Source organism: Paenibacillus sp. MSJ-34, assembly GCF_018918005.1.
In the GTDB taxonomy this organism is placed as follows: Bacteria; Bacillota; Bacilli; order Paenibacillales; family Paenibacillaceae; genus MSJ-34.
The window spans coordinates 1-26,727 of sequence record NZ_JAHLPR010000021.1; the positions used below are offsets into that span (position 1 = coordinate 1).

The 26,727-nt window shown below is 48.8% G+C and carries 24 protein-coding genes and 1 pseudogene; 9 read left to right on the forward strand and 16 right to left on the reverse strand.

What is annotated here, in order from left to right; translation table 11 throughout:
* Positions 1–199: 199 nt before the first annotated feature.
* A complete protein-coding gene (locus KQI79_RS12015) occupies positions 200–376 on the forward strand; it encodes a YvrJ family protein (protein ID WP_216538483.1) in 177 nt (58 codons plus the stop codon).
* Positions 373–624, forward strand: coding sequence for a helix-turn-helix domain-containing protein (locus tag KQI79_RS12020; RefSeq protein ID WP_216538484.1), 252 nt, complete (start codon positions 373–375; stop codon positions 622–624). Before KQI79_RS12015 ends, KQI79_RS12020 begins: the two co-directional genes overlap by 4 nt.
* Before the next feature lie 145 nt (positions 625–769).
* Here the strand turns inward: KQI79_RS12020 and KQI79_RS12025 are convergent, their stop codons facing one another.
* Positions 770–1,561 (reverse strand): peptidase, encoded by a 792-nt coding sequence (locus KQI79_RS12025; RefSeq protein ID WP_216538485.1) that lies wholly within the window; start codon positions 1,559–1,561, stop codon positions 770–772.
* A 58-nt stretch (positions 1,562–1,619) separates the two neighbouring features.
* A complete protein-coding gene (locus KQI79_RS12030) occupies positions 1,620–2,006 on the reverse strand; it encodes a hypothetical protein (RefSeq protein ID WP_216538486.1) in 387 nt (128 codons plus the stop codon).
* A gap of 915 nt (positions 2,007–2,921) precedes the next feature.
* Between KQI79_RS12030 and KQI79_RS12035 the strand changes: the two genes are divergently transcribed.
* Positions 2,922–4,070 (forward strand): copper amine oxidase N-terminal domain-containing protein, encoded by a 1,149-nt coding sequence (locus tag KQI79_RS12035; RefSeq protein ID WP_216538487.1) that lies wholly within the window; start codon positions 2,922–2,924, stop codon positions 4,068–4,070.
* 189 nt (positions 4,071–4,259) lie between these two features.
* Here KQI79_RS12035 and KQI79_RS12040 read toward each other — a convergent pair whose 3' ends face one another.
* The 3 genes from KQI79_RS12040 to KQI79_RS12050 are packed head-to-tail and all read right to left on the reverse strand — an operon-like array spanning position 4,260 to position 8,281.
* The gene (locus tag KQI79_RS12040) at positions 4,260–4,925 is read right to left on the reverse strand and encodes a class II aldolase/adducin family protein (protein WP_216538488.1); all 666 of its coding nucleotides are present in this window, start codon (positions 4,923–4,925) and stop codon (positions 4,260–4,262) included.
* A 20-nt stretch (positions 4,926–4,945) separates the two neighbouring features.
* Positions 4,946–6,433 (reverse strand): rhamnulokinase, encoded by a 1,488-nt coding sequence (locus tag KQI79_RS12045; protein ID WP_367398173.1) that lies wholly within the window; start codon positions 6,431–6,433, stop codon positions 4,946–4,948.
* Between the two features lie 57 nt (positions 6,434–6,490).
* Complete coding sequence (locus KQI79_RS12050; RefSeq protein ID WP_216538490.1) at positions 6,491–8,281, reverse strand: L-fucose isomerase; 1,791 nt, start codon at positions 8,279–8,281, stop codon at positions 6,491–6,493.
* A 213-nt stretch (positions 8,282–8,494) separates the two neighbouring features.
* Between KQI79_RS12050 and KQI79_RS12055 the strand changes: the two genes are divergently transcribed.
* Positions 8,495–9,502: a LacI family DNA-binding transcriptional regulator gene (locus tag KQI79_RS12055; protein ID WP_216538491.1), complete on the forward strand. Its 1,008-nt coding sequence runs from the start codon at positions 8,495–8,497 to the stop codon at positions 9,500–9,502.
* Between the two features lie 60 nt (positions 9,503–9,562).
* Here KQI79_RS12055 and KQI79_RS12060 read toward each other — a convergent pair whose 3' ends face one another.
* From KQI79_RS12060 to KQI79_RS12070, 3 genes are all read right to left on the reverse strand, one after another.
* Positions 9,563–10,567 carry a globin-coupled sensor protein gene (locus KQI79_RS12060; protein ID WP_216538492.1) on the reverse strand — a complete coding sequence of 335 codons (1,005 nt, stop codon included), beginning with the start codon at positions 10,565–10,567 and terminating at the stop codon, positions 9,563–9,565.
* A gap of 205 nt (positions 10,568–10,772) precedes the next feature.
* Entirely contained in the window at positions 10,773–11,198 is a 426-nt protein-coding gene (locus KQI79_RS12065; protein ID WP_216538493.1) for a hypothetical protein, read from the reverse strand.
* A 186-nt stretch (positions 11,199–11,384) separates the two neighbouring features.
* On the reverse strand, positions 11,385–13,280 hold the full coding sequence (locus KQI79_RS12070) for a PrkA family serine protein kinase (RefSeq protein WP_216538494.1): 1,896 nt from the start codon (positions 13,278–13,280) through the stop codon (positions 11,385–11,387).
* A gap of 181 nt (positions 13,281–13,461) precedes the next feature.
* Here KQI79_RS12070 and KQI79_RS12075 point away from each other — a divergent pair, with 181 nt between their 5' ends.
* Entirely contained in the window at positions 13,462–14,235 is a 774-nt protein-coding gene (locus KQI79_RS12075) for a DUF2161 domain-containing phosphodiesterase (RefSeq protein ID WP_216538495.1), read from the forward strand.
* A gap of 57 nt (positions 14,236–14,292) precedes the next feature.
* Here KQI79_RS12075 and KQI79_RS12080 read toward each other — a convergent pair whose 3' ends face one another.
* A complete protein-coding gene (locus tag KQI79_RS12080; protein WP_216538559.1) occupies positions 14,293–15,498 on the reverse strand; it encodes an aminotransferase-like domain-containing protein in 1,206 nt (401 codons plus the stop codon).
* Positions 15,499–15,528: 30 nt separating this feature from the next.
* On the reverse strand, positions 15,529–16,776 hold the full coding sequence (locus KQI79_RS12085; RefSeq protein ID WP_230190757.1) for an MFS transporter: 1,248 nt from the start codon (positions 16,774–16,776) through the stop codon (positions 15,529–15,531).
* Positions 16,777–17,256: 480 nt separating this feature from the next.
* Here KQI79_RS12085 and KQI79_RS12090 point away from each other — a divergent pair, with 480 nt between their 5' ends.
* Positions 17,257–17,634 carry a hypothetical protein gene (locus KQI79_RS12090; protein ID WP_483311382.1) on the forward strand — a complete coding sequence of 126 codons (378 nt, stop codon included), beginning with the start codon at positions 17,257–17,259 and terminating at the stop codon, positions 17,632–17,634.
* Positions 17,631–18,701 carry a phosphodiester glycosidase family protein gene (locus tag KQI79_RS12095; protein WP_216538496.1) on the forward strand — a complete coding sequence of 357 codons (1,071 nt, stop codon included), beginning with the start codon at positions 17,631–17,633 and terminating at the stop codon, positions 18,699–18,701. Before KQI79_RS12090 ends, KQI79_RS12095 begins: the two co-directional genes overlap by 4 nt.
* A gap of 279 nt (positions 18,702–18,980) precedes the next feature.
* Here the strand turns inward: KQI79_RS12095 and KQI79_RS12100 are convergent, their stop codons facing one another.
* Together KQI79_RS12100 and trmL are read right to left on the reverse strand one after the other, a co-directional pair.
* Positions 18,981–19,235, reverse strand: a complete 255-nt coding sequence (locus KQI79_RS12100) for an AbrB/MazE/SpoVT family DNA-binding domain-containing protein (RefSeq protein WP_216538497.1) — start codon at positions 19,233–19,235, stop codon at positions 18,981–18,983.
* Positions 19,236–19,347: 112 nt separating this feature from the next.
* A complete protein-coding gene (gene trmL / locus KQI79_RS12105) occupies positions 19,348–19,815 on the reverse strand; it encodes a tRNA (uridine(34)/cytosine(34)/5-carboxymethylaminomethyluridine(34)-2'-O)-methyltransferase TrmL (RefSeq protein ID WP_216538498.1) in 468 nt (155 codons plus the stop codon).
* 279 nt (positions 19,816–20,094) lie between these two features.
* Between trmL and rsgA the strand changes: the two genes are divergently transcribed.
* Positions 20,095–21,156: a ribosome small subunit-dependent GTPase A gene (gene rsgA / locus KQI79_RS12110; RefSeq protein ID WP_216538499.1), complete on the forward strand. Its 1,062-nt coding sequence runs from the start codon at positions 20,095–20,097 to the stop codon at positions 21,154–21,156.
* Between the two features lie 10 nt (positions 21,157–21,166).
* Positions 21,167–21,265 (forward strand): annotated as a pseudogene (locus tag KQI79_RS28460) (carboxymuconolactone decarboxylase family protein); the annotation flags it as partial.
* A 68-nt stretch (positions 21,266–21,333) separates the two neighbouring features.
* Here KQI79_RS28460 and serC read toward each other — a convergent pair.
* From serC to KQI79_RS12130, 4 genes are all read right to left on the reverse strand, one after another.
* Positions 21,334–22,422 (reverse strand): 3-phosphoserine/phosphohydroxythreonine transaminase, encoded by a 1,089-nt coding sequence (gene serC, locus KQI79_RS12115; RefSeq protein ID WP_216538500.1) that lies wholly within the window; start codon positions 22,420–22,422, stop codon positions 21,334–21,336.
* A 167-nt stretch (positions 22,423–22,589) separates the two neighbouring features.
* Positions 22,590–23,654 carry a 3-deoxy-7-phosphoheptulonate synthase gene (gene aroF, locus KQI79_RS12120; protein WP_216538501.1) on the reverse strand — a complete coding sequence of 355 codons (1,065 nt, stop codon included), beginning with the start codon at positions 23,652–23,654 and terminating at the stop codon, positions 22,590–22,592.
* Positions 23,655–24,249: 595 nt separating this feature from the next.
* Positions 24,250–25,197: a 4-hydroxy-3-methylbut-2-enyl diphosphate reductase gene (locus KQI79_RS12125; protein ID WP_216538502.1), complete on the reverse strand. Its 948-nt coding sequence runs from the start codon at positions 25,195–25,197 to the stop codon at positions 24,250–24,252.
* Positions 25,198–25,288: 91 nt separating this feature from the next.
* A complete protein-coding gene (locus tag KQI79_RS12130; RefSeq protein ID WP_216538503.1) occupies positions 25,289–26,725 on the reverse strand; it encodes a sensor histidine kinase in 1,437 nt (478 codons plus the stop codon).
* Positions 26,726–26,727: the final 2 nt, after the last annotated feature.

Genomic DNA, 26,727 nt, shown 5'->3' on the forward strand with positions numbered 1-26,727 from the left:
TTCATGAAAATCACCCAATTCATTAGAAATAAAAAAAGCCTTCTCGGCGATTATTGGGGTGATTTTGAAAAGTCAAGAGGAATGTTTGTTCGCACCCCATGTTTGGGGGTGAAACAATAAAGACCCTAGCTAGGAGGCTAGAGCCTACAACGGAATGTGAATTCCGAGAAGCTTATATATTAAGAAGGGGGTGATTTATTTGGAAAATACACAATTTCTTTCGTATATATTAACTGCTGTTAGTCAGGTTGGATTTCCCATTGTTATTACCGGTTACTTACTTTTTCGTTTTGAAAAAAAACTAGAAGTACTAACAAAAAGCATTTCTCTGTTAACTGACGTTATCATTAAAAAAGGAGAACATAAAAAACTATGAGAAAAAATGATTTGTTCGAACTGGTGCATCTTGCTCAAAACGGTAATCGTGATGCATTATATGAGGTTATTTCAATTTTTCTCCCAGCTATTCGCTCAGCTAGCTATAAGGTTAAATATGATCGTCAGGAAGATCTTATGCAGCATATTTTGGAGGTTGTGATTAAAAAAATATTATCATATGATATGAGTCGAATACCCAATTTTTCAGAATTTTGCGAGAACTTAAAGACTATGAGTAGTAGTTAAAACTTTCTCATGCGATCAAGGCGAACCTGTCATTACGATCATGGAGCGCGAGGAGGAGGGTAACAAATCCTCACCTTCTCACTAGGCTTACATAAATAATAGAAGCCTAAGGCACCCTTAGGCTTCTATTATTGAATTGAAATCATTATTGCTCAATATGAGATTCTGGCAATAATTCATTTTCAATAGTTACTAGCTTGAAAACACCAATTTGTGTTTCCCCATTTACATCATAAAGAGGAATCGTCCGATCAGAAGTTTTGTTTTGTTCTAGGGCTGCTTCAGGCGAATCTACTTCCGGTACTAGATCAGAAGACTTTACATAGCCTGAAATTCCATTTGTCCCAACTGCTAAAATCAAGTCTGGATCAGTATTAGAAGAGACTGCAGACCCATATGTGTCCCCATTGATATTCATAGCATATTTATCCTTAATATAATCAATTTGTTTTGAGTTTTGAATGAAAGTAGCTTCACCTAGTGGAGATTTATAAGCAGTATATTCAGTATATGTACCGTTAGCATTATAAAACATTGCTTTTCCTTGAGAATAAAATTTTTCACCTTTCCATCCAGAAGTTTCTACCGACCATCGCACCGTTGGAGAAGGATTATATTTCATTTCACTAGATTCATATAATTCTCCTTTCTCGTTGTATATACGAGCCTGTGCACCCATATATCCAGCTGGAACATTACCTGATGGGCTACTATCAGATTTATTAATATCAGTCATTGCCCTAATGTTAGCATTACTTCCAGATCCATACACATAGGTAATTGATGTTATATTATAGGAATAACCATTATGAACTCCAGTCGGATACGGGTTTGATTCTGTCCAAGCAAATACACTACTTGTCATCAGAGTCAATGATAATATACCTGCAGCCAACCAAGTCCTTTTTCTTCTAATAACCCCTATTTTTTCTCTCATTTTTTGATTCCTCCAACAGTTTTTTATTAGATTATGTTTAATTAACATTAATCCAATATTAGTGAGAAGTCATACTAAACTCCCCAATAATCGTTTTACCGTCAGATTTATAAATAGGTATTTTGTTGGATTTAGGAGTATTTTGATACTTTAAGGCTTCTTCAGGCGAGTTAAATGATGGATTTAAGTCGGAAGATTTTACATATCCCTTAACTCCATTATCTCCAACAACTTTGATTAAATCTGGTTCTTGTGATACTCCTGGCTCAAATGGACCTTGTCCATAAGTTTGACCTTGATCGTTGACTTCGTAATTCGGAACTTTTTCCTTAATCAAATCTATAAATTCTACCCCGGAAGGTTTTGAAGCAAAAGCAGACGGTACAATAACAATTAAAAACAGTGCCAATAGTAATCCCGCTAGAGATTTCTTTTTCATTTGCATGATGGATACCACCCTCACAGTTGTATTTTTTATCAAAAAATAATCTCCGAAAATTTATATAGTTGAATTCCAATTATTACTTCACACTAACCAATTTTAAAAGTAATATTTTAGGTATAATTACTTTATATTTATATTTAGTAACATTTTACCATCACCAACTTCCAGTGTAAAGGATTTTTTACATTATTATGTGTTATATAAGGTTCGAGGAAGGAGTATTATAACATCCCGCTTTAACTGCACCTATTTAAGGTACTTTTCCTTTTTAGAACTTGCGTACCTTCATAATACTTGCCACCTCCGTCATTTTTTAAGTCCATTCCTCCAACGACCGATATACCCTGGAAGGACCTGACTCGGTTGTATTAGCTCTAACTTTATTGTTCTTCCGTCTTTTAGCGGTTTAATGATTCTACGCTCACGCTGTCCCATGTTCGATTCGTCATTTCATAAAATTCCCCTTTGTTCATTCAATCTACATGTCCCAAATTTCCGGCTCCCTTCTAGGTATATCTACTACTATAACGATCTATCCCAAGCAAACTTGACGAAAAACTTGACGAAACGAGCATGTCAAAATAGCGAATTATCCACATCCCCTTATTAATTTTTAGAATTTTCATTGGAAGGTTGTTTTTTTATGATCGAACTAACTATCAAGCAACAGGGTACACTCCACCACTAAACCATGGAATGTTAAACATAATCAAGTGAGGGCTTATCAAATGAAATATAAAAATAGCTCAAATAATTGGGTTCCCTTTACAACAGGTAGTAAATTAACACAGTAGAATGGCCATTAGGGGTAGCAACCCCTGACGGAGTGGTGTACAATTTGGATAAGTCATATATTGGAAATTTTGACATATATGCATCTTTAAAATAAAAAGTTCATTATTGAGAGGTGTAGTAATGAAAGTGAAAATTATCCTCACATTATTCACTTTTACATTGGTCCTAGCTCTTGGTTATACTGCACACGCGGAAAATCTTCATGACTATTATGAAGATGTAACAGAAGATGACTTAAAAAATAGTATGATTCTTTCTCCTGAAAGCTCCATGGCATTTATTAATGGGCAGAAGGTATCAGCCGTTCGGCCGATTGTTAAAGATGGAAGAACATTAGTACCCCTTCGTTTTATATCTGAAGGATTTGGTGCAAAGGTAGATTTTAATACAAAAAATCAGTCCATTACTATTAAATACGCTAATAAAACCATTTTCTTGAAAATAGGAAAGAACAATATTTCTATAAACGGTAAATCGAGCGAAATGGATGTGGCCGCAAGCATTTACAACAATTCAACGTATATTCCTTTAAGGTATATTGGCGAGGCATTTAATAAAAAAGTAGTCTATTTAAAAAATGCAGAGATTCAACCACATAGTTTGATTATAATTAGGGATGTTAACGCCACGGCGATCGAAAACCTTAATCTTATCCGCGTTTATGAATTACTAAACCAAGGAAAATCCATTGTCTATAGTGACCGTTTTATGGTAGTCATCAAAGAAAACGGTCAATTATTATTAAGCGATGATTTTTATAATTTCAAGCCTTTTATTTACCAGGAATTGATTGAGGATGAAAACTCGGTTCGACTTGGGGACATATGGTTTAATACAGATATGGGCCATTTTTATTTGAATTATGCCTATGCCACAACGCAGGAATTTATTTTATACCGTGTGGATGGAGAAGCGATTACAAGGGTAGCGATTGAAAAAGCACCGATAAAGGCGGTAAAAACATATCTAAACGATATCTATTATTTGACGAGATATGAGCGTGGTATACTCGATGCTCATGAAACAAGCAATTTAAAATTTGCAACGTTTAACAATGGACAATGGTTTTCTGATTATTTAGGCAAGCCTGGATTTTATTATGGCTTTGACACATTAGGTAAGGTCTATGATTGGCAAATTAATGATAACGGCATCTCTACATTTGGCTATCAACGCTCTGGCGATTTAAGCTCTGATGAAAGGAAAAAAACGTTTGGACTTTATAGAATCGAGCTGAAGGGGCATCACCATGAGCTTGTAACGCCATAAAGTAGATGGCTAGTTGAAGTTTTAATTTAGTGTAAAGACACCTCCGTAATATTGGTACTTTACAACCATAACGTTATCTACTAAGAAATATTGCCGATGTTTAATTACAAATTAATAGCTTTTGAATCATTTCCTACCCACAAAAAAAAGCGGCCGGGACTCGTGCTCCCGACCGCTTTTTATCAAGGCTTATTTCATCTTCTGCAACAGTTCCACCCGGTACGCTTCGCTCTCCAGCGAGGCGATTTCCTTATATTCCTCTTCCGTCAGCACCTTCGGATTGCCGACCGATTTGGCGATCAAATAAATTTTGGAGCTCTCCTCCACGACTTCCGTTCTGTAGTAAGCCTCCCGTAAATTTTTGCCGACCGTAACGAGACCGTGGTTTTCCAGAATGATCGACGTAAACTCCGGCACCTTGGCGGCCACGGCGTCCGCGAGCAAATCCGTCGTCGGCAGCACGTACGGCACGAACGTTAAATCGCCGACAAGCGCCGCCTGGTCGGGAAACAAGGTGGGCAGTTCGTTCGCCACAAGGCTTAATGCGATACAATACGGCGGATGCGTATGAACGATCGCCGTCATATCTTGGCGCGCGCGGTAACAGTATAGATGCATCAGAACTTCCGAAGAAGGACGGAACGTCTTATCCAAGATTTCTCCCGTCTTGACCGAGACCGGAACCCATTGGTCCGGCTCGATCTCCTCCAAAGCGAATCCGCTCGGGGAGATATACATCGTATCCCCCCGGATCGCGCTTATGTTGCCGCCGGGGCCGACGACGAGTCCTTTATCGACGATTTTTTTCGCATATTTGCTTAATTCCAATCTTATTTTCACATCTGCGTTTTGCATTTCTGACATCCTTTCTACGATCATAAAGCGATTTGCCGCACGACCGCTTTATACCGTTCGTATCCTTCTTCCCAATGCGCCGCATGTTCCGGTTCGTAGCGGACGATCGGGAAGGAGTTGCGCACCACTTGCCGAATTTCTTCGATCGTGCCGATCTCCCCATGGGCCATCGCTTGAATTAATATATTGCCCGCGGAAGTCGCTTCGACAGGTCCGGCGATAACCGGCCTTCCCGTCGCATTCGCCGTCAATTGGCATAGCAATTCGTTCTGAATGCCGCCCCCTACCATATGAATGACGGGAAGACGATAGCCGACCAGCTCTTCCAATTCGTCCAACGTTTGCCTGTATTTCAGAGCCAAGCTGTCTACGATGCAGCGAATCAGTTCCGCCTTGCTATGCGGAACCCGCTGCCCGGTATCCGAGCAGAAGGCTTGAATCCGCGCGGCCATTCCTCCCGGAGCCATAAACCGGTCGCTGTTCGGATCGACGAAGCAAGCCAGCGGCGTTGCCCGCGCGGCTAGCGACTGCATATCGCCGTAGGACAGCCCGCTTCCCGCGGCATCCCATTCGCGCTTGCATTCCTGCAGCAGCCATAGGCCGGTTATATTTTTCATGAACAATAACTTCCCCGCAGCCCCTCCCTCGTTGGTAAAGGACAACCGGGCCCGATCGTTAATAATCGGAGTATCGCTTTCCACTCCCATCAGCGACCAAGTTCCGCAGCTGATATAAGCGTAAGACGAACTTTCCGCCGGTACGGCGGCCACGGCGGAGGCCGTATCGTGGGAAGCGGTGTTTACGACTTTCATATCGCCTGCAAGCAGTTCCTCCCTTACCTTCTTGTCCAGCGATCCCAAGACAGCGCCCGGGAAAGCGATCGGCGACAGCAAAGACGGCGGGATGTTCAACCGCTCCAGCACTTCCGTCGACCATGTCTTCGAGTAAGGGTCCAATAAACCGCTCGTACTTGCGATGCTGTATTCCGCCGCCTTCTCCCCCGTCAAGAAGTATTGGAACAAATCCGGCGTAAAGAGAAGCGATTCGGCGGCCGCGAGCATCGGCGAAGAACCGCGGATCATCGAGTACAGTTGAAACACGGTATTAATCTGCATCGTTTGAATTCCGGTCAGCGCGTACAGCCGGTCTTCAGGCAATAATTGAAAGACTTGCTCCATGATGCCGTCCGTGCGCGTATCCCGGTAATGATACGGGTTGCCCAGCAAATGGCCGTCCCGATCCAGCAATCCGAAATCGACGCCCCATGTATCTACCGCCAGCGAAGCGGCCGAACCGCCGGTTTCCGCCGCGAAGCGCCGGATGCTTTGCTTCAATTCATGGAACAGTCTCGGAAAGTCCCAGATCAGCCCCGATCCGATGTGCACCGGTTCGTTCTGGAACCTGTGAATTTCCCGAAGCGCCACCTTATTCCCGTCATAGCTCCCGACGACCGCCCGTCCGCTGCTCGCGCCGTAATCGACGGCGAGCATATTGAGCGTTTGACTCACGTTACTCACTCCCATGCATAGTAATGCGCGATCGCGCGATGAACCGCCAGGCTGTTCTTAACGGTACAGCGGTCCGAACGCGGAGCAAGCTCGGAAATCGGCCGATTCAGGCGATTCCGTGCCGAACGATCCCCATACGCGCGGACGGAATAATTGATCATCGGCCACATTATGCATCGCGACAGGAATGCGCAGAATGGAAGCGAGCGTTATCAAATCCGCTCCGATATGGCCGTAGCTGATCGAACCGTGGTTGGAGCCCCAATGGTTCATGACCGAGTACACATCGGTAAAGGCGCCCTTGCCCGTAATATTCGGGGCAAACCAGGTAGTTGGCCAGGTCGGATCCGTCCTTTGATCCAAAATGTCATGCACCTTCTCGGGAAGATCGACCGTGTAGCCTTCCGCAATTTGCAAGACGGGACCGAGCCCCTTCACCAAATTGAGGCGGGACATCGTGACCGGCATGCCGCCTTTGGTCAAGAAATCCGAAGAGAACCCGCCGCCGCGGAAATATTCGACAGATGCCGGTCTCCACGAAGTCGCTTTCAAGCATTTATCCGCTTCTTCCTGCGTAATTTCCCAGAACGGCTTCATGACAGGTTGGCCGTCCCGCGTCTGTTCTCCCGTCCCGTCCAATGTCGCCGGACCGGAATTGATCAAATGAAGGATTCCGCCTGCGGCTTTGCCGCTTAGCGTATGTCCCGTCACTCTTTGCACCGCTTCCGGACTCCAGTACGTTCTTACGTCGGCGAATATTTGCGCCGTATTCGTCAGCAAATACCCGAACAGCATCACGACGCCGTTAAGGCTGTCGTTCTCCGTCGCTACCAAATACGGCGCGCGAATTCCGTTCCAGTCGAACGAGGTGTTAAGCATCGCTTCCATGAAGTCCCCGTTCGGGAAATGATCCGTCCATTGCCGCTGCCCCTGAAAACCGGACAAAATCGCATTATGGCCAAGCGCTTCTTCCCCGAAGCCCAACTCTTCCAATTTCGGGTTGCCTACCATCAAATCTCGGGTAATGATCGTCATCTTCACGACCGTTTCCCAGTCCGCGTCTTTCTTCTCGCGCGACTGCCGCAGATGCGCCGGATTGTTGTCCGGTCCTTCCGCGCAATTCTCCTTAACCCACGCGAGCGCTCTCTCAAGCTCTTCTTTATCGTATATTTCCTCTTCGATTCTGCGAATCAATTCGGAACTGTCGACATATTCGTTGCGCATGCCGAGATATTCTTGGAAAAACGTATCGTTGACGATGGAGCCTGCTATTCCCATCGAGACCGAGCCGATCGAGAGATACGATTTGCCGCGCATCATTGCGGCGGCCAGTCCCGCCTTGGCGAAACGAAGCAATTTGTCCCGCACGTCCGCCGGAATGGAAGTGTCGGAGGAATCTTGCACGTCCTTCCCGTATATCCCGAACGCGGGCAAGCCTTTCTGGGCGTGGCCTGCAAGCACGGCAGCCAAATAAACGGCGCCGGGCCGTTCCGTTCCGTTAAATCCCCAGATGGCCTTCGGCACGAGAGGATCCATATCCATCGTTTCCGTGCCGTAGCACCAGCAAGGAGTCACGGTAATGGATACGCCGACCCCTTCTTTCCGGAATTTGTCCGCCGTCTGGGACGCCTCGGCCACACCGCCGATGCAGCTGTCTGCAACCACGCATTCGACCGGTTCCCCGTTCGGATATCGCAGCGACTCGCTCAACAGCGCGGCCACCGATTGCGCCATCGCCATTGTTTGCGCTTCCAAAGATTCTCTTACCCCTTTGCGCCGTCCGTCAATCGTCGGCCGAATCCCGATTTTCGGAAATCCTTGCTTCCATCTGAAATGCTCGTTTGCCATCTTAACATGCTCCTCCCTATCGATTGATTGTTCGACTTCAATGTAATACAATGATGTTATCGATAACCCTATATACATGAATAATAATTGAATAAATAAAATTAAAACAAACATTATAATAGAGTTACCGATATCCCTAAAATACCAATTCGTTCTTTGTTCGTCAAGAAAAATCTGTTATGATAATGAACAGTACTTTTTAGAGGTGGGTTCATGGTTACGATTTACGATATTGCCAAAAAAGCGAACGTCTCGCCGATGACCGTGTCGCGCGTGCTCAACAATACCGGCCGGATTAGCGAAGCGACGAGAGCCAGAGTGAAAAAGATCATGGAAGAATATAATTATGTCCCGAACTCGATGGCTAGAAGCCTTGTGAAACAAGAAACGAAAATTTTCTCGCTTCTGATCACCGACATTACGAATCCGTTCTATACGACGCTCGCGCGGGGAGCGGAAGACGCCGCCAAACGGTACGGCTATAAAGTGATGTTCAGCAATAGCGATGAAGAGTTGGACAAGGAAAGCGATTATTTGGAGGCAATTCTTTCCACCAAAGTGGACGGCGTATTGTTCGCGCCCTCAGGCGACCGTTCGCTTGAGCATTTGCAAATGCTGCGCAAACATAACATACCCTTCGTCTTGCTGGACCGCGAAGTTCCCGGCATCGAATTCGACGCCGTCGTGGGAGACAGCAAAGAAGGAGCCAAAAACCTCGTCCACCATTTAATCGGTTTAGGGCACCGGAATATCGCCTTTATTAACGGATCGCTCGAAGTGTCGACGGCCAGACTGCGGCAGGAAGGATATGTAGAGGCGCTGATCTTAAACGGCATTTCCGTGAATAACGAGTGGATCATGGAAGCCGGATACAAGCAATTTGACGCGGACGCTTGCGTTGACCGCTTGCTGGCGAACGAAGAGCGGCCGACCGCCATATTTGCCGCCAACAACTTGATTGCCGTACGTGTCATTCGCACGCTGCGCAAACGCGGATTGCTCGTGCCGGACGATATGTCCGTCGTCTGTTTCGACGATTTGGACCCGGATATGGTCGTCGATCCGTTTCTGACGGTGGCGGCGCAGCCGGCTTACGATTTCGGCAGCATCGGCATCGGGCTTCTGATGGAACGAATTCAGGGTGTGGCAGGCAAGGAATGGAGAAAGGTTATTCTTCCTTCCAAACTGATTATCCGCGATTCGGCGCAACCGCCGAAATAACGGAACAACATGAATAACCCCGTCCGGCAACCGGGCGGGGCTAATTTATGTATCAGTTCATTACCTTTCTTGCAATTGTTTGAGATCCGAGGCCACTTTTTCGATCATTTGCACGAAAGCGTGAAGTTCTTCCGAGCTTGCCGCCTGATGGCGCGCATTGACGGAAGTTTGCTCCGATTCTTGCTTAACAGTGACGAGCTTTTCCGAAATTTGCTCCAGCTTCGCTTGAATTTGCTCTTGCGCCTGGCGGGACGTTAGCGCCAATTTTCTCACTTCGTTGGCCACCACTTCGAATCCCCTGCCATGTTCGCCTGCGTGGGCCGCTTCAATGGCGGCATTCAATCCGAGAAGATGCGTTTGATTGGATATATCGCGAATCATGGTGCCCATTTCGTTGATTTCTTCCACTTCCGCGTTCAAGCTTTCAATCAATTCATGCGCATGATCTTGCGATTCCGCCGTCGTAATCGCCGTTTCGGCGATCGATTGCGCGCTTCCATCCAATTCTTCCATCATCGCAGCCAGTTCTTGCACGATTTGATTGATCGCGGTGAGCATATGCTGCTTTTCGTCGACCATCGACTGAATTTTGGCCGTCTCCTTCTCATCGTATGCTTCCAAGACGAGTTGGGAATCAAAGTTAAACATTTTCGTCAACGCGTGAATGATGCTGATCCATTCGTACGGCACTTCGTTTTTTAGCAAATCTGCCGCAATCTCCAAATAGATCATATACATGCCCAAATACCAATTCGTCGTAAGTCCGATCCGGGAATGGACCGCGCCGACGCGAATCCGGTTTTGGATGAACGCTTCGTCGATCGTACCGGAGCATAACGACAGCCAGTATTCGCTTTGCGTATTTTTCAAACGTTCGATCGTGCTGAACCGGTCGATAATGAGCATTAGTTCCGGCTGCTTCTCGATATGGGAGTAAAACCGTTCCACAACTTGATCCACCACTTTTTGAAAAACGGGTTGATGACTGGCAAGCAGCTTCAGATCTTCTTCCGTAATACCCGTATAATCCAATTGCTTTTTGCGCTCCGCAGAGACGTTGATCATTCTACTCTCCCCTTTTCTTAACGCTTTTGCCGTTTCCTATAATCCGTATCCGCTTACAAAGGAAATCCAGCCGCTCTTTTCTTAAATATCGGATCGATCTATCTATTTTGCAATAGAAATCGGAAATATTCAACAAAAAATTGCAATAGCCAAATGAAACGACGTAAAAAAAGGCGCTTCCCAGCGCCTTCTCATTACGATCGAATTAATGGCCCATATAGCCGGTTTGGCTTCCCGTTTGGCTTCCGATCTGGCTTCCGGTTTGGCTGCCCATTGGCGTACGGTATTGGCTGCCGAGTTGGTTATTCATATAGCTGCCGGATTGTGTACCGTAGACGTTAGCAGATTGCATCTGTTGGGAATAGCTCGAAAACGTGTGCTCCAGTTGGTTGCAAATTTGCGAAATTTGCTGCAGCTGTTGGATGGCCGTATGATGTCCTTGCAATACGGACTGAATCGTTTGGACCGCTTGTCTTTCGCGTTGTGCAATCTGCTCCAATTGCACGGCATTTTGCTGCTCTTGCTGCATTAATTGCTGATACGTCTGGCTCGCTTGATTCGTTTGCTGAATCATTTGCCGAACGATGTCCTGGCATTGATGCAATTGCTGATTTCCGCCCATCATATGCATGTCGAATCCTCCTTGGAAATGTAAAATAGGCACCTTGAGTATTGTGCCACGGTACAACGCTTTTCTATGCCTCGCCGCCTTTAGCAAAATATAGAAACAACCGTTGGATCGCGCGCAAAATAAAAACACCCCCTTGCGGGAGTGCGGAGTTGCCGCGATATACTTCACGGCGAATCATCGATGCCGCTATCGGTTTAACAAGCTTCCGACATAGCGGAGCAATTCGTTCGAGCAGACGGGACAATAGCCGTGTTCGTCCATCAAACGTTTCGAGACTTCGTTGATGCGCTTTAATTGCTTCTCGTCCGGCGTTTTGGTCGAGGTCGTAATTTTGACAATATCTTTCAAGTCGGCAAACAGCTTTTTCTCGATTGCTTCCCGCAGCCTGTCATGGTTGTTGTACTCGAATTTGCGGCCTTTGCGCGAATAAGCCGAGATGCGAATCAATATTTCCTCGCGAAACGCTTTCTTCGCGTTTTCCGAAATTCCGATTTGCTCTTCGATCGAACGCATCAGCCTTTCGTCCGGTTCCATCTCTTCATCCGTAAGGGGATCGCGAATTTTGGTCCAATTGCAAAACGCTTCGATATTGTCCAAATAGTTTTCGAACAAGGTCTTGGCCGATTCTTCGAACGAATAGACGAATGCTTTCTGCACTTCTTTTTTGGCCAAGTTATCGAATTCTTTCCGGGCGATCGCTATAAAATTCAAATAACGTTCGCGCTCTTCTTTCGTAATGGAGGCGTGCTGATCCAATCCGTCCTTCAACGCCCGGAGCACGTCGAGCGCGTTGATGCACTGCAAGTCCTGCTTGATGAGCGCGCTGGAAATGCGGTTGATGACATAACGCGGATCGACGCCCGACATACCTTCCTCCACATATTCGCTCTGCATTTCTTTTAAATCCGCTTCCTTATATCCTTCCACTTCCTCGCCGTCGTACATCCGCATTTTTTTGACGAGATCCATCCCCTGTTTTTTCGTCTCCTTCAAGCGGGTTAGGATGGAGAAGATCGCCGCGGCGCGCAGCGCATGCGGAGCGATATGGATATGTTTCATATCGCTTTGCTTGATCAGCTTGGCGTATATTTTCTCTTCCTCGGACACTTTCAAATTGTACGGAATCGGCATGACGATCATGCGCGATTGGAGCGCTTCATTTTTTTTGTTGGCGATGAATGCCTTATATTCCGCCTCGTTCGTATGCGCCACGATTAGTTCATCCGCCGAAATGAGCGCAAATCTGCCTGCCTTGAAATTGCCTTCCTGCGTCAAGGACAGCAAATTCCATAGAAATTTCTCATCGCATTTCAGCATTTCCTGGAATTCCATCAACCCCCGGTTCGCCTTGTTCAATTCCCCGTCAAAACGGTACGCTCTCGGATCGGACTCCGAGCCGTATTCCGTAATGGTGGAAAAATCGATGCTTCCGGTTAAATCGGCAATATCTTGCGATTTCGGATCCGACGGGCTGAACGTTCCGATTCCGATGCGGTTATCTTCGGAGATGAGCACTCGCTCGACCAAGACTTGTTCGATATCCCCGCCGTACTCCGTCTTCAGCCGCATTTGGCAGGAAGGACATAAATTCCCTTCGATTCTTACGCCGAGCTCTTCCTCCACATCCTGCCGCAGCTCATGGGGAATGAGATGAAGCGGCTCCTCCTGCATCGGGCAGCCTTTTATCGCATAGACGGCGCCGCGCTCGGTCCTTGAGAATTGCTCCAAACCGCGCTTCAGCATCGTCACGATGGTCGATTTTCCGCCGCTTACCGGCCCCATCAACAACAAAATGCGTTTGCGGACATCGAGTCTGCGGGCGGCGGAATGAAAGTATTCTTCTACCAATTTTTCAATAGCCCGATCCAAACCGAATATTTCTTTGCGAAAGAAATTGTATTGTTTATGACCGTTGGCCTCTTCCACCCCATAAGAAACGATCATTTCGTGAACTCTGGCGTGGGCGGTCATAGCCGGAGCCGGATTGTCGCGAAGCAGTTCGATATAATCCCGAAACGTTCCCGTCCAAGCTAACCTTTCACTTTCAGCCCGATGTTCCGAAATTCGTTTAAAAATGTCCATCCATCTAACCTCCCATGCTTGACGTTTCCTACTAATATCACCGGCCCTGAGGTTATCGCTGCATTCGATTAATAATAAAGTGTATTACATAACTATGCGAAGTTATTGGATTAGTTGCTCGAAATTTTGAAGCGTATGCTATAATGATGGCATTCATATGTGACGGAAGAGGGGAAGTATCGTGGCCGTTCAACATGAAACGGAGCTGTATGGTCCGATCAAACAATATTTCGAAGGATTCGGCTATGAAGTCAAGGGAGAGGTGCGGCATTGCGATTTGGTCGCCGTTGCGCCGGGGGATGGCGGCGAAGACGACGATATCGTTATCGTTGAAATGAAAAAAACGTTCAATCTCGCCCTGCTGCTGCAAGGGATCGAACGCCTGAAATCAACCGACCAAGTCTATTTGGCCGTCGAACGCAATCGGACAAAGCGCGGCGCCGTAAACCAGCGTTGGTCGGCATTGACGGGGCTATGCCGCAGGCTGGGTCTCGGGCTTATCACCGTAACGTTCTATAAAACGAAAAAACCGTTCGTGGAAGTGCTCTGCAAACCGGAGAACGCCATGAACGGGGCAAGACGGAACAAATATCGCCAATCGCGGCTCATGCTCGAGTTCAAGGAGCGCAGCGGCGATTATAATGTAGGCGGAAGCACGAAGCGCAAGCTCGTAACGGCATACCGCGAGAAGGCGCTGCACGTTGCGGCGCAGCTTCGGGAGCACGGGCAGCTCAGTCCGCGCCGGCTGCGCGATTTAACCGGGATCGGCAGCGCCGCCGCCATTCTGCAGCATAACTATTACGGCTGGTTCGAGCGGGTTTCCCGCGGCGTTTACCGGCTGACGCCGAGCGGCGAGCAGGCGCTCGCGCAATACTCCCACGTCGTGAGCGAGCTTGCGGCTGCGGAGGGCAGCGGCAACCGCCAAGAAGACGGCGGTCCGGAAGAAGTCGAATAAACGATCTTCCCGGGGCCGATTGCCGCTCGCGGCTCATACATAACCTTTCACATCAGGTCAGCTGCGCGCCGTAAATTCCTCCACCGCTTCGCTCAGCAAATTCATTCCCCGCGCCAACTGTTCGCGCGACGAATGCGTGAAATTAAGCCGCATCGTATTCCGCTTCGGTTCCGCCGCGTAGAAATCGGTGCCCGGCACGAACGCGACGCCTTTCGGGACGCTTGCGCGCAGGAGCGCCTCCGCGTCGAGGCCTTCCGGCAGCTCGACCCAAATAAACATGCCGCCCTTCGGCTCGATCCAACGCGCGTCCTGCCACACGTCCTGACGCAGCAAGCCTGCCATCACCTTCATGCGCTCCTCATATTCGTGACGAATCTTCGCAATATGGTCGTCCAGCTTGAAATGTTCCAGGCGGAGCAGTTCGCTTAGTATTTGCTGATCGATCATGCTCGAATGCAAATCGGTCGACTGCTTCGCGCGAGCCATCATTTGAATGACGCGGCGGTCGCCGATCGCCCAACCGGTGCGCAGCGCAGGCGCAACGGTTTTGCTGAACGTGCTCGTATAGACGACGGCGCTGTCTTCCGGCTGTCCGTCCAGCGACAGCAGCGTCGGCACAGGCTCATAATCGCCGAAGCTGATTTCGCCGTACGGATCGTCCTCAACAATTAAGATGTTATTCGCTTTGCATTGCCGAAGCAATTCCTTGCGTCTCTCCAAACTCCAAACTTTCCCCGCCGGATTCGAGAACGTCGGAACGACGTACGCCATTTTCGGCGAGAAACGTTTTATTTTGTCCGCCAAATCGCCAGGATCCATGCCGTCCGCATCGCTCACCACCGGAACAATGCGCGCTCCTCGGAACCGCAATGCCTGCAAACAGGCCAAATACGTAGGGTTTTCCACCAATACCGTATCTCCAGGCTCCAAATATACGCGCGCCAGCAAATCGATCGCCTGCTGCGAACCGGTCGTCAGAATCGTTTCGTCAACGCCCGCTTTCACTTGCTCGGCGGCAGCGAGACGCTCGCCGATTTGCTCCCGCAGCGTCACATATCCTTCGGTCAGCCCATACTGCAGCGCCCCGTTTCCAAGCGCGAAAATGCGCTGCGCCGCTTCCCGAATCGCTTCCGCCGGAAACAGCTCCTCGGCGGGCAATCCGCCCGCAAACGAAATCACCGATCCTCCCTGCGTCAATTTCAAGATTTCGCGCACCGACGAAGCCTTCATTTGCCGAACGCTTTCATTGAATAAATACTGCATGCCGTTCACTTCTCCCTCTCCAATCTGAAATTACTCGCTAATCTCCGTCTTTTCCATAAAAGCAACCGTCGCGAACTGGATCAGCGAAACGGCCAGCAAAATCCACGGGATCGCCCCGGCCTCCAAATTGCTTGCAAACGACAGAAAAATCACGATAGAGCAAATCCGCCCCGTATTCAAAAACGTCTCCCGCAAGATAATCGTTTCGACCCGAACGTTGTCCTTGAGCGGAAGATTGCCGATAATGCGGTACGTATACGCCGAATACGTATTCCCTTGCACCGGATTGAATATCGAGTATAATGCCAAGAAGACAAGCACCGTCCATACCGATGTATGCATAAACAGCAAGAGCGAGCCGAACGTGAAACCGAGCGCAGCCGCCGCCATATATTTGCGGGCCGAATGTTCATTGCCGATACGGGTCAGAACGTAGCTTGACGCGATGACCAATCCTGTCAGGAATACGCCGGTATAGCCGACCAAGCTTTCCTGCTTTAATTCATTATACAATAAAATGTTGGGCAGGAATAACATCGTTCCTTGCAATAAGCCGATCACGAGCCATCCGCACAGCGATTTGAGCCATCTTTTATCCCTTTTCATAATCTTCGGCACCAAATGCAAGTAATATTTGCGGTGCAGCGAAGATTTCGATTTCAAGCGGAAGCTGCCGAGCGCCGTCAAGAAAAACATGACGAACGCAATGCCGAACACGACGACATATCCGTTCAGCCCTTGGCTTAAGCTGATCAGGAAGCCGGCCAATGCGGGCCCGGCCAATCCGGCGAAATTGAAGAGAACCGAATTCATGCCCAAGTATCGAATCCGGTTTCGATTGGTTGAGACGTCGTACATCAACGTCAAATACCCTAGCCAATAAAAGGAATTCGCAATGCCGTTCAGTACGGCGAAGACGGGCATATACTCGACGACTTTCTCCCGCGCGATCAGCACAAGCAAATAAAATAGTACGGTAAAGACGATACCGAGCCGGTAAACGAGCAGCCGGTCTTTCGTCTTGGCGATCCAGCCGCCTAGCATAAAAACAATCGGAGAAACGAAGTACAGAATGATGTTGTACATTCCGTTCACGAAAATATCTTCGGTCAAACGCCATAAATACAAACTTAAAAAGACTCCTGCCATCGAAGCGCCGAGCTGATACAACCCGTGAATGGCAATCGACACTTTCGCTTCCTTTGAAAGCTTCTTATCCGGCGGCAACGGCATGCGGCTTCCGAACAGTTTCGTATTTCTCCAATTGAGAGCAAGCATCTCGCAATATCCCCTTCGCTGCCTGAAGGCAAGCATGTTGTCAAAATCTTAAGGCGATTGTATATCAGCCCCCTGTTTCCCGCAACCTCCTTTTTCACGTCAAATAAAGCGGATTCATAGACATTCGATCCCTTTGCGGGGGTCGGATGCCGTTTTTCACTGCCTGATAAGAAATTGCTTGCAAATGATGCCATTTTGACGAGCCTTGGCGGATCGTGATAAAATATGTAGCTATAAGTGCGTGTTCAAAAAGTCGACTTTTCAGCACCGAGAAGGTTGCGAGAACCCGAAGAAGGAGGAGCGGAGTGTAGGCAAAACCTACATGAGCACCGGACTTCGAGGGTGAACGCAAGATTCGATGTCGAGTTCGCTCCCAGTTCACCTTCGTGATCAAAAGTGGGCTTTTTGAACAACCTCTATAATGTGGAGTTGGGAGTGATAGAATTGGATTCTTCTTTGGAGCCGAATACCGACCAGCAAATGCAACATCGCCGGGCGACAAAGCGGAAAGGTTCCGCCAAAATCTTTTTACTAATATGGGTGTTGATGATTGGCGGCGGCGTACTCGCCACTTATCTATATAGCAATCATATGAAAGAGGAAATGCTGCAAACAATGAAAACGCAAACGGACGAACAAATCGCCGTCATGAGAGCGGATTACGAAAGCCGGATGAATACGATCGCGGGGCAACTGGATACGTTGCAGAGCAAAGTGGACTCATTTAACGAACTTCTTACCTTTACGAAAGATAACGCAAGCGATAAAACCGATAACAGCAATAAGCTGTATACCCAATTGGCCGAAGTGAAGAAGAAGCTCGATCAGCTTCAGAAACAGATGGATTTGTTAAAATGAATGTTTCCGTCAAAGAGGTCAATCGGTTTTTTATGCTTGCAAGCGCCCCGTTTCTAGGCATGCTGTTATTTATGCTGTTCTCTTCGCAGACGCTGCAGATTCGTTACGATCCCGGAGAGCCGGCAACGACCGCTGAATTCGAAGCCAGAGCGGCGCAAATCGCCGGCGATCTGGATGACGCGGCGCAAACGGCGCTTTATGTGTCGGAATCCATCCGCAATATATCGGCGCTCTATCAGAAGACGACGCAAACGATGGCTGCGATCGTCAAAGTTGCCGGCGCGCAAGCCGACCGTCCGGCGAAAATCTATAATGACCGGATCACCTCCAAGCTCGGCAAAGCATCGCAAAAGATCGAGTCGGATAAAATCCGGATGGAATTGTTTTATCTGAATCAAGATACATACAAAGGATACGCGTTAAAGGTAAAATTGAAAGATCCGAAGGCGATGACGATGGCGCTCGGCAAAGATAAGGTCGGCGGCGCGGAAACGACGCTGCAAGCGGTGAAACGGTACGGGGCGGCGGCCGGCATCAACGCGGGCGGCTTTGCCGACGGCAAAGGAAATCGTTATCCGCTCAGCACGACGGTTCTAAACGGGAAATATATCAACGGCGGATTTGAAGCGAGCTATAAAGATTTAAGCTTTGTCGGCTTAAACGAACAGGGCAAATTAATCGGCGGGAAATTCCAATCGCAGCAGCAATTGGACAAGCTGAAGCCGTCGTTTGGGGCGACATTCGTCCCCGTCTTACTGAAAAACGGCGTGAAGCTCGCTATTCCCGACAAATGGAAGTCTTCGCCCAAACGGGCGCCGCGCACCGTCATAGGCAATTATAAGGACGACCAGTTATTAATCATCGTCGCCGACGGCTACGACGAGAAAGGAAAATCGGGAGCAACGCTTGAAGAACTGCAAAATAAACTGAGCAATCTCGGCGTCATCGACGCATATAATTTGGACGGCGGCGGATCTTCCACGCTGATCTTTAACGGCAAAATCGTAAACAAACCGTCCGACGGCAAGCTTCGCCCGGTGCCGACGCATTTTTTGTTTTTCAAATAAGCATCACATAATTGCGGACATCATCGGTAAAAATAGTTCTATGAAAAAGTTCACACAATTATAATTTCCTTCATGGAACATTTTAGGTATAATAGACGTATAGTTGGAGGTGGGCGCATCGTGTCGATCAAATTTATCATTGTATTGCTCGTCATGCTCCTTTTTTTGACGGCCATATTAACATCTTCTTATAACGAAGACAAAACGAAAGGCCTGTAAACAAACGATAATGCAAAAAGCTTCCCCGCGAACCTTGTTGGGGAAGCTTTTTTCGTTGTGCTACGCATGTCTTTGCAGATGATTCATTTCGCCTAAACAGCCGGAGCAAATATGCCGCTCTTTAAATTCGTTCACACTCGTCATCGAGCCGCAAAAAATGCACTTCGGCCGATACCGTTCCAAAATAATGTGATCTCCTTGCACTAAAATCTCTACCGGATCTCCTTCATTCATTTGGTACCTTCTTCGCAACGATTTCGGCAAAACGATGCGCCCTAGTTGATCCACTTTCCTAACTACACCGGCAGGTTTCATAAGTACTGTCACCCCTCTTGTTCGATCTGAATATCGCATACCCTTGAAAACTCTACACCTACTACTTTCGCTGCCGTCTGACAAAATCCTGCTTTTCCGGCAATTTTATCTGTTACGTTTCCGAAAAATTGAAATCAAGCTGGCGCAGCGCTTCATACACGACGATCGCCGCCGAGTTGGACAAATTCAAGGAACGAACTTTGTCCGTCATCGGAATTTTCATGCATGTTTCAGCGTTGGCCGTTATCAATTCCATCGGCAAACCTTTCGTTTCTTTGCCGAACACGAGAAAATCGCCGTCTTGAAATTGAAAATCGCAGTATCGCTTGCTTGCTTTCGTCGTGGCATAAAAAAAGCGGCTACCCGCATACTTTTCTTTCAGCTCCGCAAAGGAGTCATGATACTCAATATGAACCGCGTACCAATAATCCAGGCCCGCCCGCTTTAACGTCGCGTCGTCGGTACGGAAACCGAGCGGCCGCACCAAATGCAGATGCGTTCCCGTCGCTGCGCAAGTTCTGGCGATATTGCCCGTATTCGCGGGAATTTCCGGTTCAACCAATACAATATGCAATGCCATCCGTCTATTCACCTCACATCCTTATTATTATACAACATGTCCTGTGGAATATCGATGCATATGCGTGAACGGGAGGCGATTGAATTTTTTATTGAATGTCCTTATAATATAAGCAATTCGTTGGAAGGAGTGATGTAGTATGAGCAAGACTTATACGATGGATACGATGTCACATGTCGGTGAGGCTGCGGAACTCCTCGATTGAACACCCGGACAATCGGGGACTCTCCGTAGCTTGGCTCAATTTCGCTTTTCAAGCTTTCGGAGGAGGAAACCTGATTGAATTTAAACGATTTAGGCTGGAATACGGCGTTTGCGGACGCATTTGCGCCCTATTCGGAGCAAGGATACAGCGCGGGAAGAGTGGCGCTGGAGCATAAACATTTATATACCGTCTACACGGAACAAGGAGAACTGCTTGCGGAAGTGTCGGGCAAATTCCGGTATAACGCCTACGAGCGCGGGGATTATCCCGCGGTCGGCGACTGGGTCGCGCTCGATGCGCGGCCGGCGGAAGGCAAAGGGACGATCCATGCCGTTCTGCCGCGAATGAGCAAATTTTCGCGCAAAACGGCAGGCCAGACGACGGACGAACAAATCGTCGCCGCCAATATCGATACCGTCTTTTTGGTCAATGCGTTAAATCACGATTTCAACGTGCGCAGAATCGAGCGCTATTTGATTTTAGCTTGGGAAAGCGGAGCCAATCCGGTTATTATTTTAAGCAAAAGCGATTTATGCGACGATCTATACATGCGCAAGGAACAGGTAGAGGCGATCGCTTTCGGCGTACCGATTCATGCGGTCAGTTCTACGGCGGATATCGGCTTCGACGAGCTTGCCCGTTATTTGCAGCCTGGGAAGACGGTCGCGCTGCTCGGTTCGTCCGGCGCAGGCAAATCGTCGATGGTGAACCGGCTCATCGGCCGGGAAATCCAGAAAGTAAGCGAGATTCGTACGGGAGACGACCGCGGACGGCATACGACGACGCATCGCGAATTGTTTCCGCTGCAGAGCGGCGGAATCGTCGTCGATACGCCGGGCATGCGGGAGATCCAGTTATGGGACGCGGAGGAAGGGCTGTCCGATTCCTTCCGCGATATCGAAGAGCTTGCGGCGCAATGCCATTTCAACGATTGCCGCCACGAACGGGAACCGTTATGCGCGGTCAGGGCGGCGCTGGAAGCCGGGCAACTCGATGCGCGCAGATACGCCAATTTTAATAAAATGAAAGCGGAGCTCGCCTACTTGGCGCGCAAAGAGGATACGAAATTGAAATTGTTGGAGAAGGAACGCACGAAACGATTGCATAAATCTTTGAAGCATCAACCGCATCGATGAAATCACCGTCGAAACCGAATTTGTGGACTTGATTATGGCGATCGATGCGATCAACTGCTGGAACCGAAAAGCCGTCTCCACGGGGATGTTCCCCGGTTGTTTCTCATAATATGCCGAAAAGCCGTCAGGGCAGTGCGCCCCGACGGCTTTATTGTATGGATGGACGGCAATTGGCAATTATCCGTTTCGGCGCGCAAAATCCGCCATAAAATCCGCGAGCGCCTTGCAGCTCTCGTAAGGAACGGCATTATAGGCCGAAGCGCGCAAGCCTCCTACGCTGCGATGCCCTTTCAAGCCTACAAAACCTTGCTGCTCCGAATCTTTGATGAATTGCTTCTCCAATGCCTCGCTTTGCAGGCGGAATGTGATGTTCATGATCGAACGGCTGCCCGTTTGCGCGCATCCGCGATAGAAACCTCCGCTTTGATCGATCGCATCGTAAATAAGATTCGCCTTATCCCGGTTTTTACGTTCGACTGCCGTTAATCCGCCTTGTTCCGTCAACCATTTCAAGACAAGATTGACCATATAAATCGAGAATGCAGGCGGCGTATTGTATAGGGAATTGTTGGCATAGTGCGTATCGTAACGAAGCATCGTCGGGACGTTCTTCGGCGATTCGGCAATCAAGTCTTCGCGCGCGATCACGACAGTGACGCCCGACGGGCCGAGATTTTTTTGCGCACCGGCATAGATCATGCCGAATTTGGAGACGTCGACCGGACGGCATAAAATGTCGCTCGACATATCCGCAATCAACGGTACGTCGCCGGTTTCCGGATACTGTTGAAACTGCGTTCCTTCGATCGTCTCGTTGGACGTAATGTGCAAATAGGCGGCGTTATCCGCAATTTCAATCTCGCCCGTTTCCGGAATGCGCATATAGTTGTCCGCTTCGGAGGATGCTGCGATATGGGTCTCGCCGACCAGCTTCGCTTCTTTGATCGCTTTGTTCGCCCAGCTTCCCGTCTTCACATAGCTTGCCGTTTTGCCTTCGGACAGCAGGTTTAACGGTATCATCGCAAATTGCGTGCTCGCCCCGCCCTGCAAGAACAAAATTCGATACCCTTCCGGTATGCCGAACAATTGTTGCAGCAACGTTTGGGCTTCGTTATGCACCTGCTCGTAAATGGCGCCGCGATGAGACATTTCCATAATGGACATTCCCGAATTTTGAAACTCTACAAATTCCGATTGCGCCTTTTGCAATACTTCCAACGGAAGCGCAGCCGGTCCGGCATTGAAGTTAAACGCTCTTTGACTCATATCGTCCTCTCCACCTTGTCTCTATTTTCACAAATTAGATATGGATATGATAGCAATATTCCTATCTTCGTTCAAGTAGTATTTTTACACAAATGCAGCGGATAGAAACGGCAAATTCCCGCTGCCCGGAGCCGGGCCTTTGCGGGAATTTGAAACCGAACGTACGATTATACTTTTTTCCACGTTTGAAACGCTTCGGCCGGCTCTTTCGGAGTATCGAATGTTTTGCCCATCAGAGCGGCGAGCTTCTCCAAATCTTTGAGCAAATTGGCGAATTGGTCCGGGAACAAGGATTGTACCCCGTCTCCCGTCATCGAGTTGTCGGGATCGGTATGCATTTCGATAATCAAGCCGTTCGCTCCGGCCGCCACCGACGCTTTGGACATCGTTTCAACCAATTCCCGGCGGCCCGTACCGTGGCTCGGATCGGAGATGACCGGCAAATGGCTTAATTGCTGCAATACGGGGATGGCCGTCAAATCGAGCGTGTTGCGAGTATACGTTTCGAACGTGCGGATGCCGCGTTCGCACAGCATAACGTTAGGGTTGCCACCGGCAAGAATATATTCGGCCGCATTCAATAGCTCGTCGTACGTAGCGCTGAATCCGCGCTTCAGCAGCACCGGCGCATTCGTTTGCCCGAGCTTGCGCAGCAAGTCGAAGTTCTGCATATTGCGCGTCCCTACTTGCAAAATATCCGCGTATTCCGCGCAAATGTCCACATATTCCGGCGTCATGACTTCCGTGATCGTAAGCAAGCCGTGTTTCTTGCCCGCTTCGGCCATCATGACGAGTCCTTCCACGCCGACGCCTTGGAAGCTGTAAGGGCCGGTTCTCGGCTTGAACGCTCCGCCCCGCAGCACTTGGCCGCCGGCAGCCTTGACCAGGCGGGCGATCTCGTCGATTTGCTCGGGCGATTCGACCGCGCATGGCCCGCCCATGACGGTCAGATTGTTCCCCCCGATTTTCACGCCTTTGATCTCGATAATCGTATCGTCCGGATGGAAATCGCGGCTTGCCAATTTATACGATTTCGATATTTTAATGACGTTCTCCACGTCTTTCATTTGCCGTAAATGCTCGGCCAGCGTCGGCTCCGCTGAGCCGATAATGCCGATGACCGTTCGGTCCGTGCCGCGCGATACATGCGCCTGTACGCCTGCCTTTTCAATGACGCGGACAATTTCCGCCACCCGTTCTTCCGATGTTTTGTTGGATACAATCGCGATCATGTTTAGCTCTCCCCCATGTTTCATAATTAATTCCGGTACAGCGTTTTATGGAACTTGCTTTTTACCGTTCGCTAACTCGCTTAAACGCTTCGACGCTTATACGCTTTTAAGTATTAAAGTAATTATATAAAAAGATGCGTTGAACGTCAACCTGAAATGTTGGAATCGAGAAAAAGGGGCGCAGCGCCGTGTTCCCCTGGAAAGGTCGCGCTGTGGCTCCCGCACGTTGTATGGAGTGTTTTGCTTGCGTTTCAAGCCGATTGTTCTTCAAAACACCCCCTACTGCTGCCAACGCAATGTTGTATAGAATACAACATTTGAGGACGTTTAGAGCGGAAATGGGACGTTATGTTGTAGAAATTACAATATAATCTTTTGAAAATAGTCGAGATGGCTCCCAACCTGCTTCAACTGTTGCACTTTATGCAACATACGCCCGTCCGGTGCGCCTGTTAATCGTTTTATATTGCACTTTATACAACATGCGCGCGATGACGTGGCGGCATATGACTCCGCCAAGGGAACGTTACGCAAATCAAGCCGTCCGCCATGGAGTTCCATTGCGAACGGCTTGCGCTTTGAATTCTAACGTTACTTACTTTGCTTTCTCACGGACCGTCGGAAGCAGCTTCTTCATATTGACCGTTCGGCGTAGTTCCCACGTTTCCGGATTGTCCGGATCGTATTGCTCCAAGTAGGCGATCACTTCTTTCGTGATCGGCGTCGGAGTCGAAGCTCCGGAGGTAACGCCCACTTTGCGCACGCCTTTCAGCCATTCCAAGTTCAATTCCGTAATATCCGCAATCCGGTACGCTTTCACTCCGGCGATTTCTTCGGATACTTGCGCCAAACGGTTGGAATTGTTGCTGCGCGGATCGCCGACGACGATGACCAGATCGGTTTCCTTCGCTTGTTCGGCCACCGCTTCCTGCCTTGTTTGCGTCGCGAGGCAAATTTCGTTATGAATTTCCGCGGTCGGAAACTTCTCGATCAAGCGGTTCATCAAATGCTTGATATCCCATTGGCTCATCGTCGTTTGATTCGTGATGACGATTCGTTCCGTATTTAGCGACAGTTCCGCAATTTCCTGCTCCTTCTCGATGAGATGGACATGCTCGGGCGCAATGCCGATCGCGCCTTCCGGCTCCGGATGCCCTTTTTTCCCGATATAGACGATCTCGTATCCGTCCGCCACCTTGTCGCGGATCAAATCATGGGTTCGCGTCACGTCCGGACATGTCGCGTCGACGGTCGTCAATCCCTTCTCGCGGGCAATCCGCCTTACCTCCGGCGAAACGCCGTGCGCGGTAAAAATGACCGTCCCCCGGTCTACCTGATTCAAGATGTCGAGACGGTTGTTTCCGTCCAGCGTAATGATTCCTTCCCGTTCGAACGCCTCAGTTACGTGGCTGTTATGAACGATCATTCCCAATATATAAATCGGACGCGGCAAATCCAAATTTTTGGCCGTTTGCATAGCGAGCACCATCGCGTCGACAACGCCGTAGCAATAGCCGCGGGGCGTTATTTTGACAACTTCCATCGTCGCACCTGCTTTCTATTAACGAAACTTCCACTATAATAACGATTAACGTGTTCAAAAAGGGGGCTTCTTGAACTTCCTCTATTATAGCCTATTCGAGGGCGGGAAGGGAAGCGATGGGCAGCCACACAATGAACGTCGTGCCTTTCCCGAGCGTCGTCAATACTTCCACGGAACCTTTATGCTCGTCAATAATCCATTTTGCGATCGAAAGCCCGAGCCCGGTGCCCGCAATTTTGCCGCGCGACTCGTCGGCGCGGTAGAAACGGTCGAAAATATGCGGAACCTCCTCGCGATCCATTCCGATTCCCGTATCAGCGATCCGGATCCCGATCTGGTCGCCATGGCGGACCGTATCCATCGTCACACTGCCTTCCGGCGTAAATTTAAAGGCATTTTCGATAAAAATAAACAGCATTTGCTGCAAATATTCTTTCTGCCCGTTCACGAATATCCCTTCCAAACCGGAAAAGTCGCCTGTGATCCATTCCGCCTTCCGCTCTAAAAATTGCGCCCGCCGCGCTACTTCCTCCACGATCGGTTTCAGCTCAAGCTGCTCCATCTCCATCGTAAAACCGGCGTCGGCACGCGCCAGCGCCAGCAAATCGTTCACGAGCCGGCTCATGCGCTTCGCCTCGTCGGCGATATCCCGAATCGCTTCGGCCGACATATGTTTGAGCGTCTCCTCATCCCAACGCGATTCCTGCAGTTGATTCGGTTCCCACATTTTTTCGAGCAGATCGACATTGCCGCGAATCGTCGTGAGCGGCGTACGCAATTCATGCGACGCGTCGGATACGAAGCGGCGCTGCGTCTTGTAAGCATCGTCCAGTTCGTTATAGAACGTCTCCATCCTCGACAGCATGCTATTCACCGTATCCACCAGCCGTCCGATTTCATCGTTCGGCCCTTCCCGCTTAATGCGCACGCTTAAATCGGTGCCGCTCTCGATCTGATTGGCCGCCCGGATAACATTGTCGATCGGTTTCAACGATTTGCGGGCAAGGAATAATCCGAGCGAGAAAGCGATCATAAGCGCCAGGATGGAAACGCCCGTCAATATGTTTTTCAGTTTCGCCAGCAGCAGCTCTTCCTTCACCGACAGCACGCCGATTTGAACGAGTCCGACCACCTGATTGTTCGAAGTGAGCGGCATATTGTAAATGAGGAAAGGTGCGCCCTCCACAGTAACATGTTGAAACGCTTGTACCGCTTTCGAATTTTTTTGCGGATAAGGAAAATGGAACGGTTTCAAATTAGCCGACGTCTGAATGTTGGCATTCAAATAGTTTACCGTCTGCACAAAAAATTCCTGGCTAATGAATTTGCCGACCCGGAGTTCGAACGAACCGTTCCAAAAATCGATATTCACATCGAACGGTCTTTGACTGGCCTGCGCCACGATTTTGGACTTCAAATCGCCGTATATGTTCTGGGCGACAAACCAATAAACGGCGAAGCCGCATACGATAAACGTAAACGCAACAATCGCCGAATACCATAACGTCAAGCGTAAACGAATCGACATCG

What these genes read in the sequence shown, in the direction of transcription:
- KQI79_RS12040 (WP_216538488.1), bottom strand. Translation starts at nt 4,925, where the DNA reads ATGCAAAACGCAGATGTGAAAATAAGATTGGAATTAAGCAAATATGCG.
- KQI79_RS12080 (WP_216538559.1), bottom strand. Translation starts at nt 15,498, where the DNA reads ATGCAGTATTTATTCAATGAAAGCGTTCGGCAAATGAAGGCTTCGTCG.
- trmL (WP_216538498.1), bottom strand. Translation starts at nt 19,815, where the DNA reads ATGGCATTGCATATTGTATTGGTTGAACCGGAAATTCCCGCGAATACG.
- KQI79_RS12095 (WP_216538496.1), top strand. Translation starts at nt 17,631, where the DNA reads ATGAATGTTTCCGTCAAAGAGGTCAATCGGTTTTTTATGCTTGCAAGC.
- KQI79_RS12055 (WP_216538491.1), top strand. Translation starts at nt 8,495, where the DNA reads ATGGTTACGATTTACGATATTGCCAAAAAAGCGAACGTCTCGCCGATG.
- KQI79_RS12070 (WP_216538494.1), bottom strand. Translation starts at nt 13,280, where the DNA reads ATGGACATTTTTAAACGAATTTCGGAACATCGGGCTGAAAGTGAAAGG.
- KQI79_RS12025 (WP_216538485.1), bottom strand. Translation starts at nt 1,561, where the DNA reads ATGAGAGAAAAAATAGGGGTTATTAGAAGAAAAAGGACTTGGTTGGCT.
- KQI79_RS12035 (WP_216538487.1), top strand. Translation starts at nt 2,922, where the DNA reads ATGAAAGTGAAAATTATCCTCACATTATTCACTTTTACATTGGTCCTA.
- KQI79_RS12090 (WP_483311382.1), top strand. Translation starts at nt 17,257, where the DNA reads ATGCAACATCGCCGGGCGACAAAGCGGAAAGGTTCCGCCAAAATCTTT.
- aroF (WP_216538501.1), bottom strand. Translation starts at nt 23,654, where the DNA reads ATGATCGCGATTGTATCCAACAAAACATCGGAAGAACGGGTGGCGGAA.
- KQI79_RS12100 (WP_216538497.1), bottom strand. Translation starts at nt 19,235, where the DNA reads ATGAAACCTGCCGGTGTAGTTAGGAAAGTGGATCAACTAGGGCGCATC.
- KQI79_RS12060 (WP_216538492.1), bottom strand. Translation starts at nt 10,567, where the DNA reads ATGATCAACGTCTCTGCGGAGCGCAAAAAGCAATTGGATTATACGGGT.
- KQI79_RS12085 (WP_230190757.1), bottom strand. Translation starts at nt 16,776, where the DNA reads ATGCTTGCTCTCAATTGGAGAAATACGAAACTGTTCGGAAGCCGCATG.
- KQI79_RS12130 (WP_216538503.1), bottom strand. Translation starts at nt 26,725, where the DNA reads ATGTCGATTCGTTTACGCTTGACGTTATGGTATTCGGCGATTGTTGCG.
- KQI79_RS12050 (WP_216538490.1), bottom strand. Translation starts at nt 8,281, where the DNA reads ATGGCAAACGAGCATTTCAGATGGAAGCAAGGATTTCCGAAAATCGGG.
- KQI79_RS12065 (WP_216538493.1), bottom strand. Translation starts at nt 11,198, where the DNA reads ATGCATATGATGGGCGGAAATCAGCAATTGCATCAATGCCAGGACATC.
- KQI79_RS12030 (WP_216538486.1), bottom strand. Translation starts at nt 2,006, where the DNA reads ATGCAAATGAAAAAGAAATCTCTAGCGGGATTACTATTGGCACTGTTT.
- serC (WP_216538500.1), bottom strand. Translation starts at nt 22,422, where the DNA reads ATGAGTCAAAGAGCGTTTAACTTCAATGCCGGACCGGCTGCGCTTCCG.
- KQI79_RS12020 (WP_216538484.1), top strand. Translation starts at nt 373, where the DNA reads ATGAGAAAAAATGATTTGTTCGAACTGGTGCATCTTGCTCAAAACGGT.
- KQI79_RS12125 (WP_216538502.1), bottom strand. Translation starts at nt 25,197, where the DNA reads ATGGAAGTTGTCAAAATAACGCCCCGCGGCTATTGCTACGGCGTTGTC.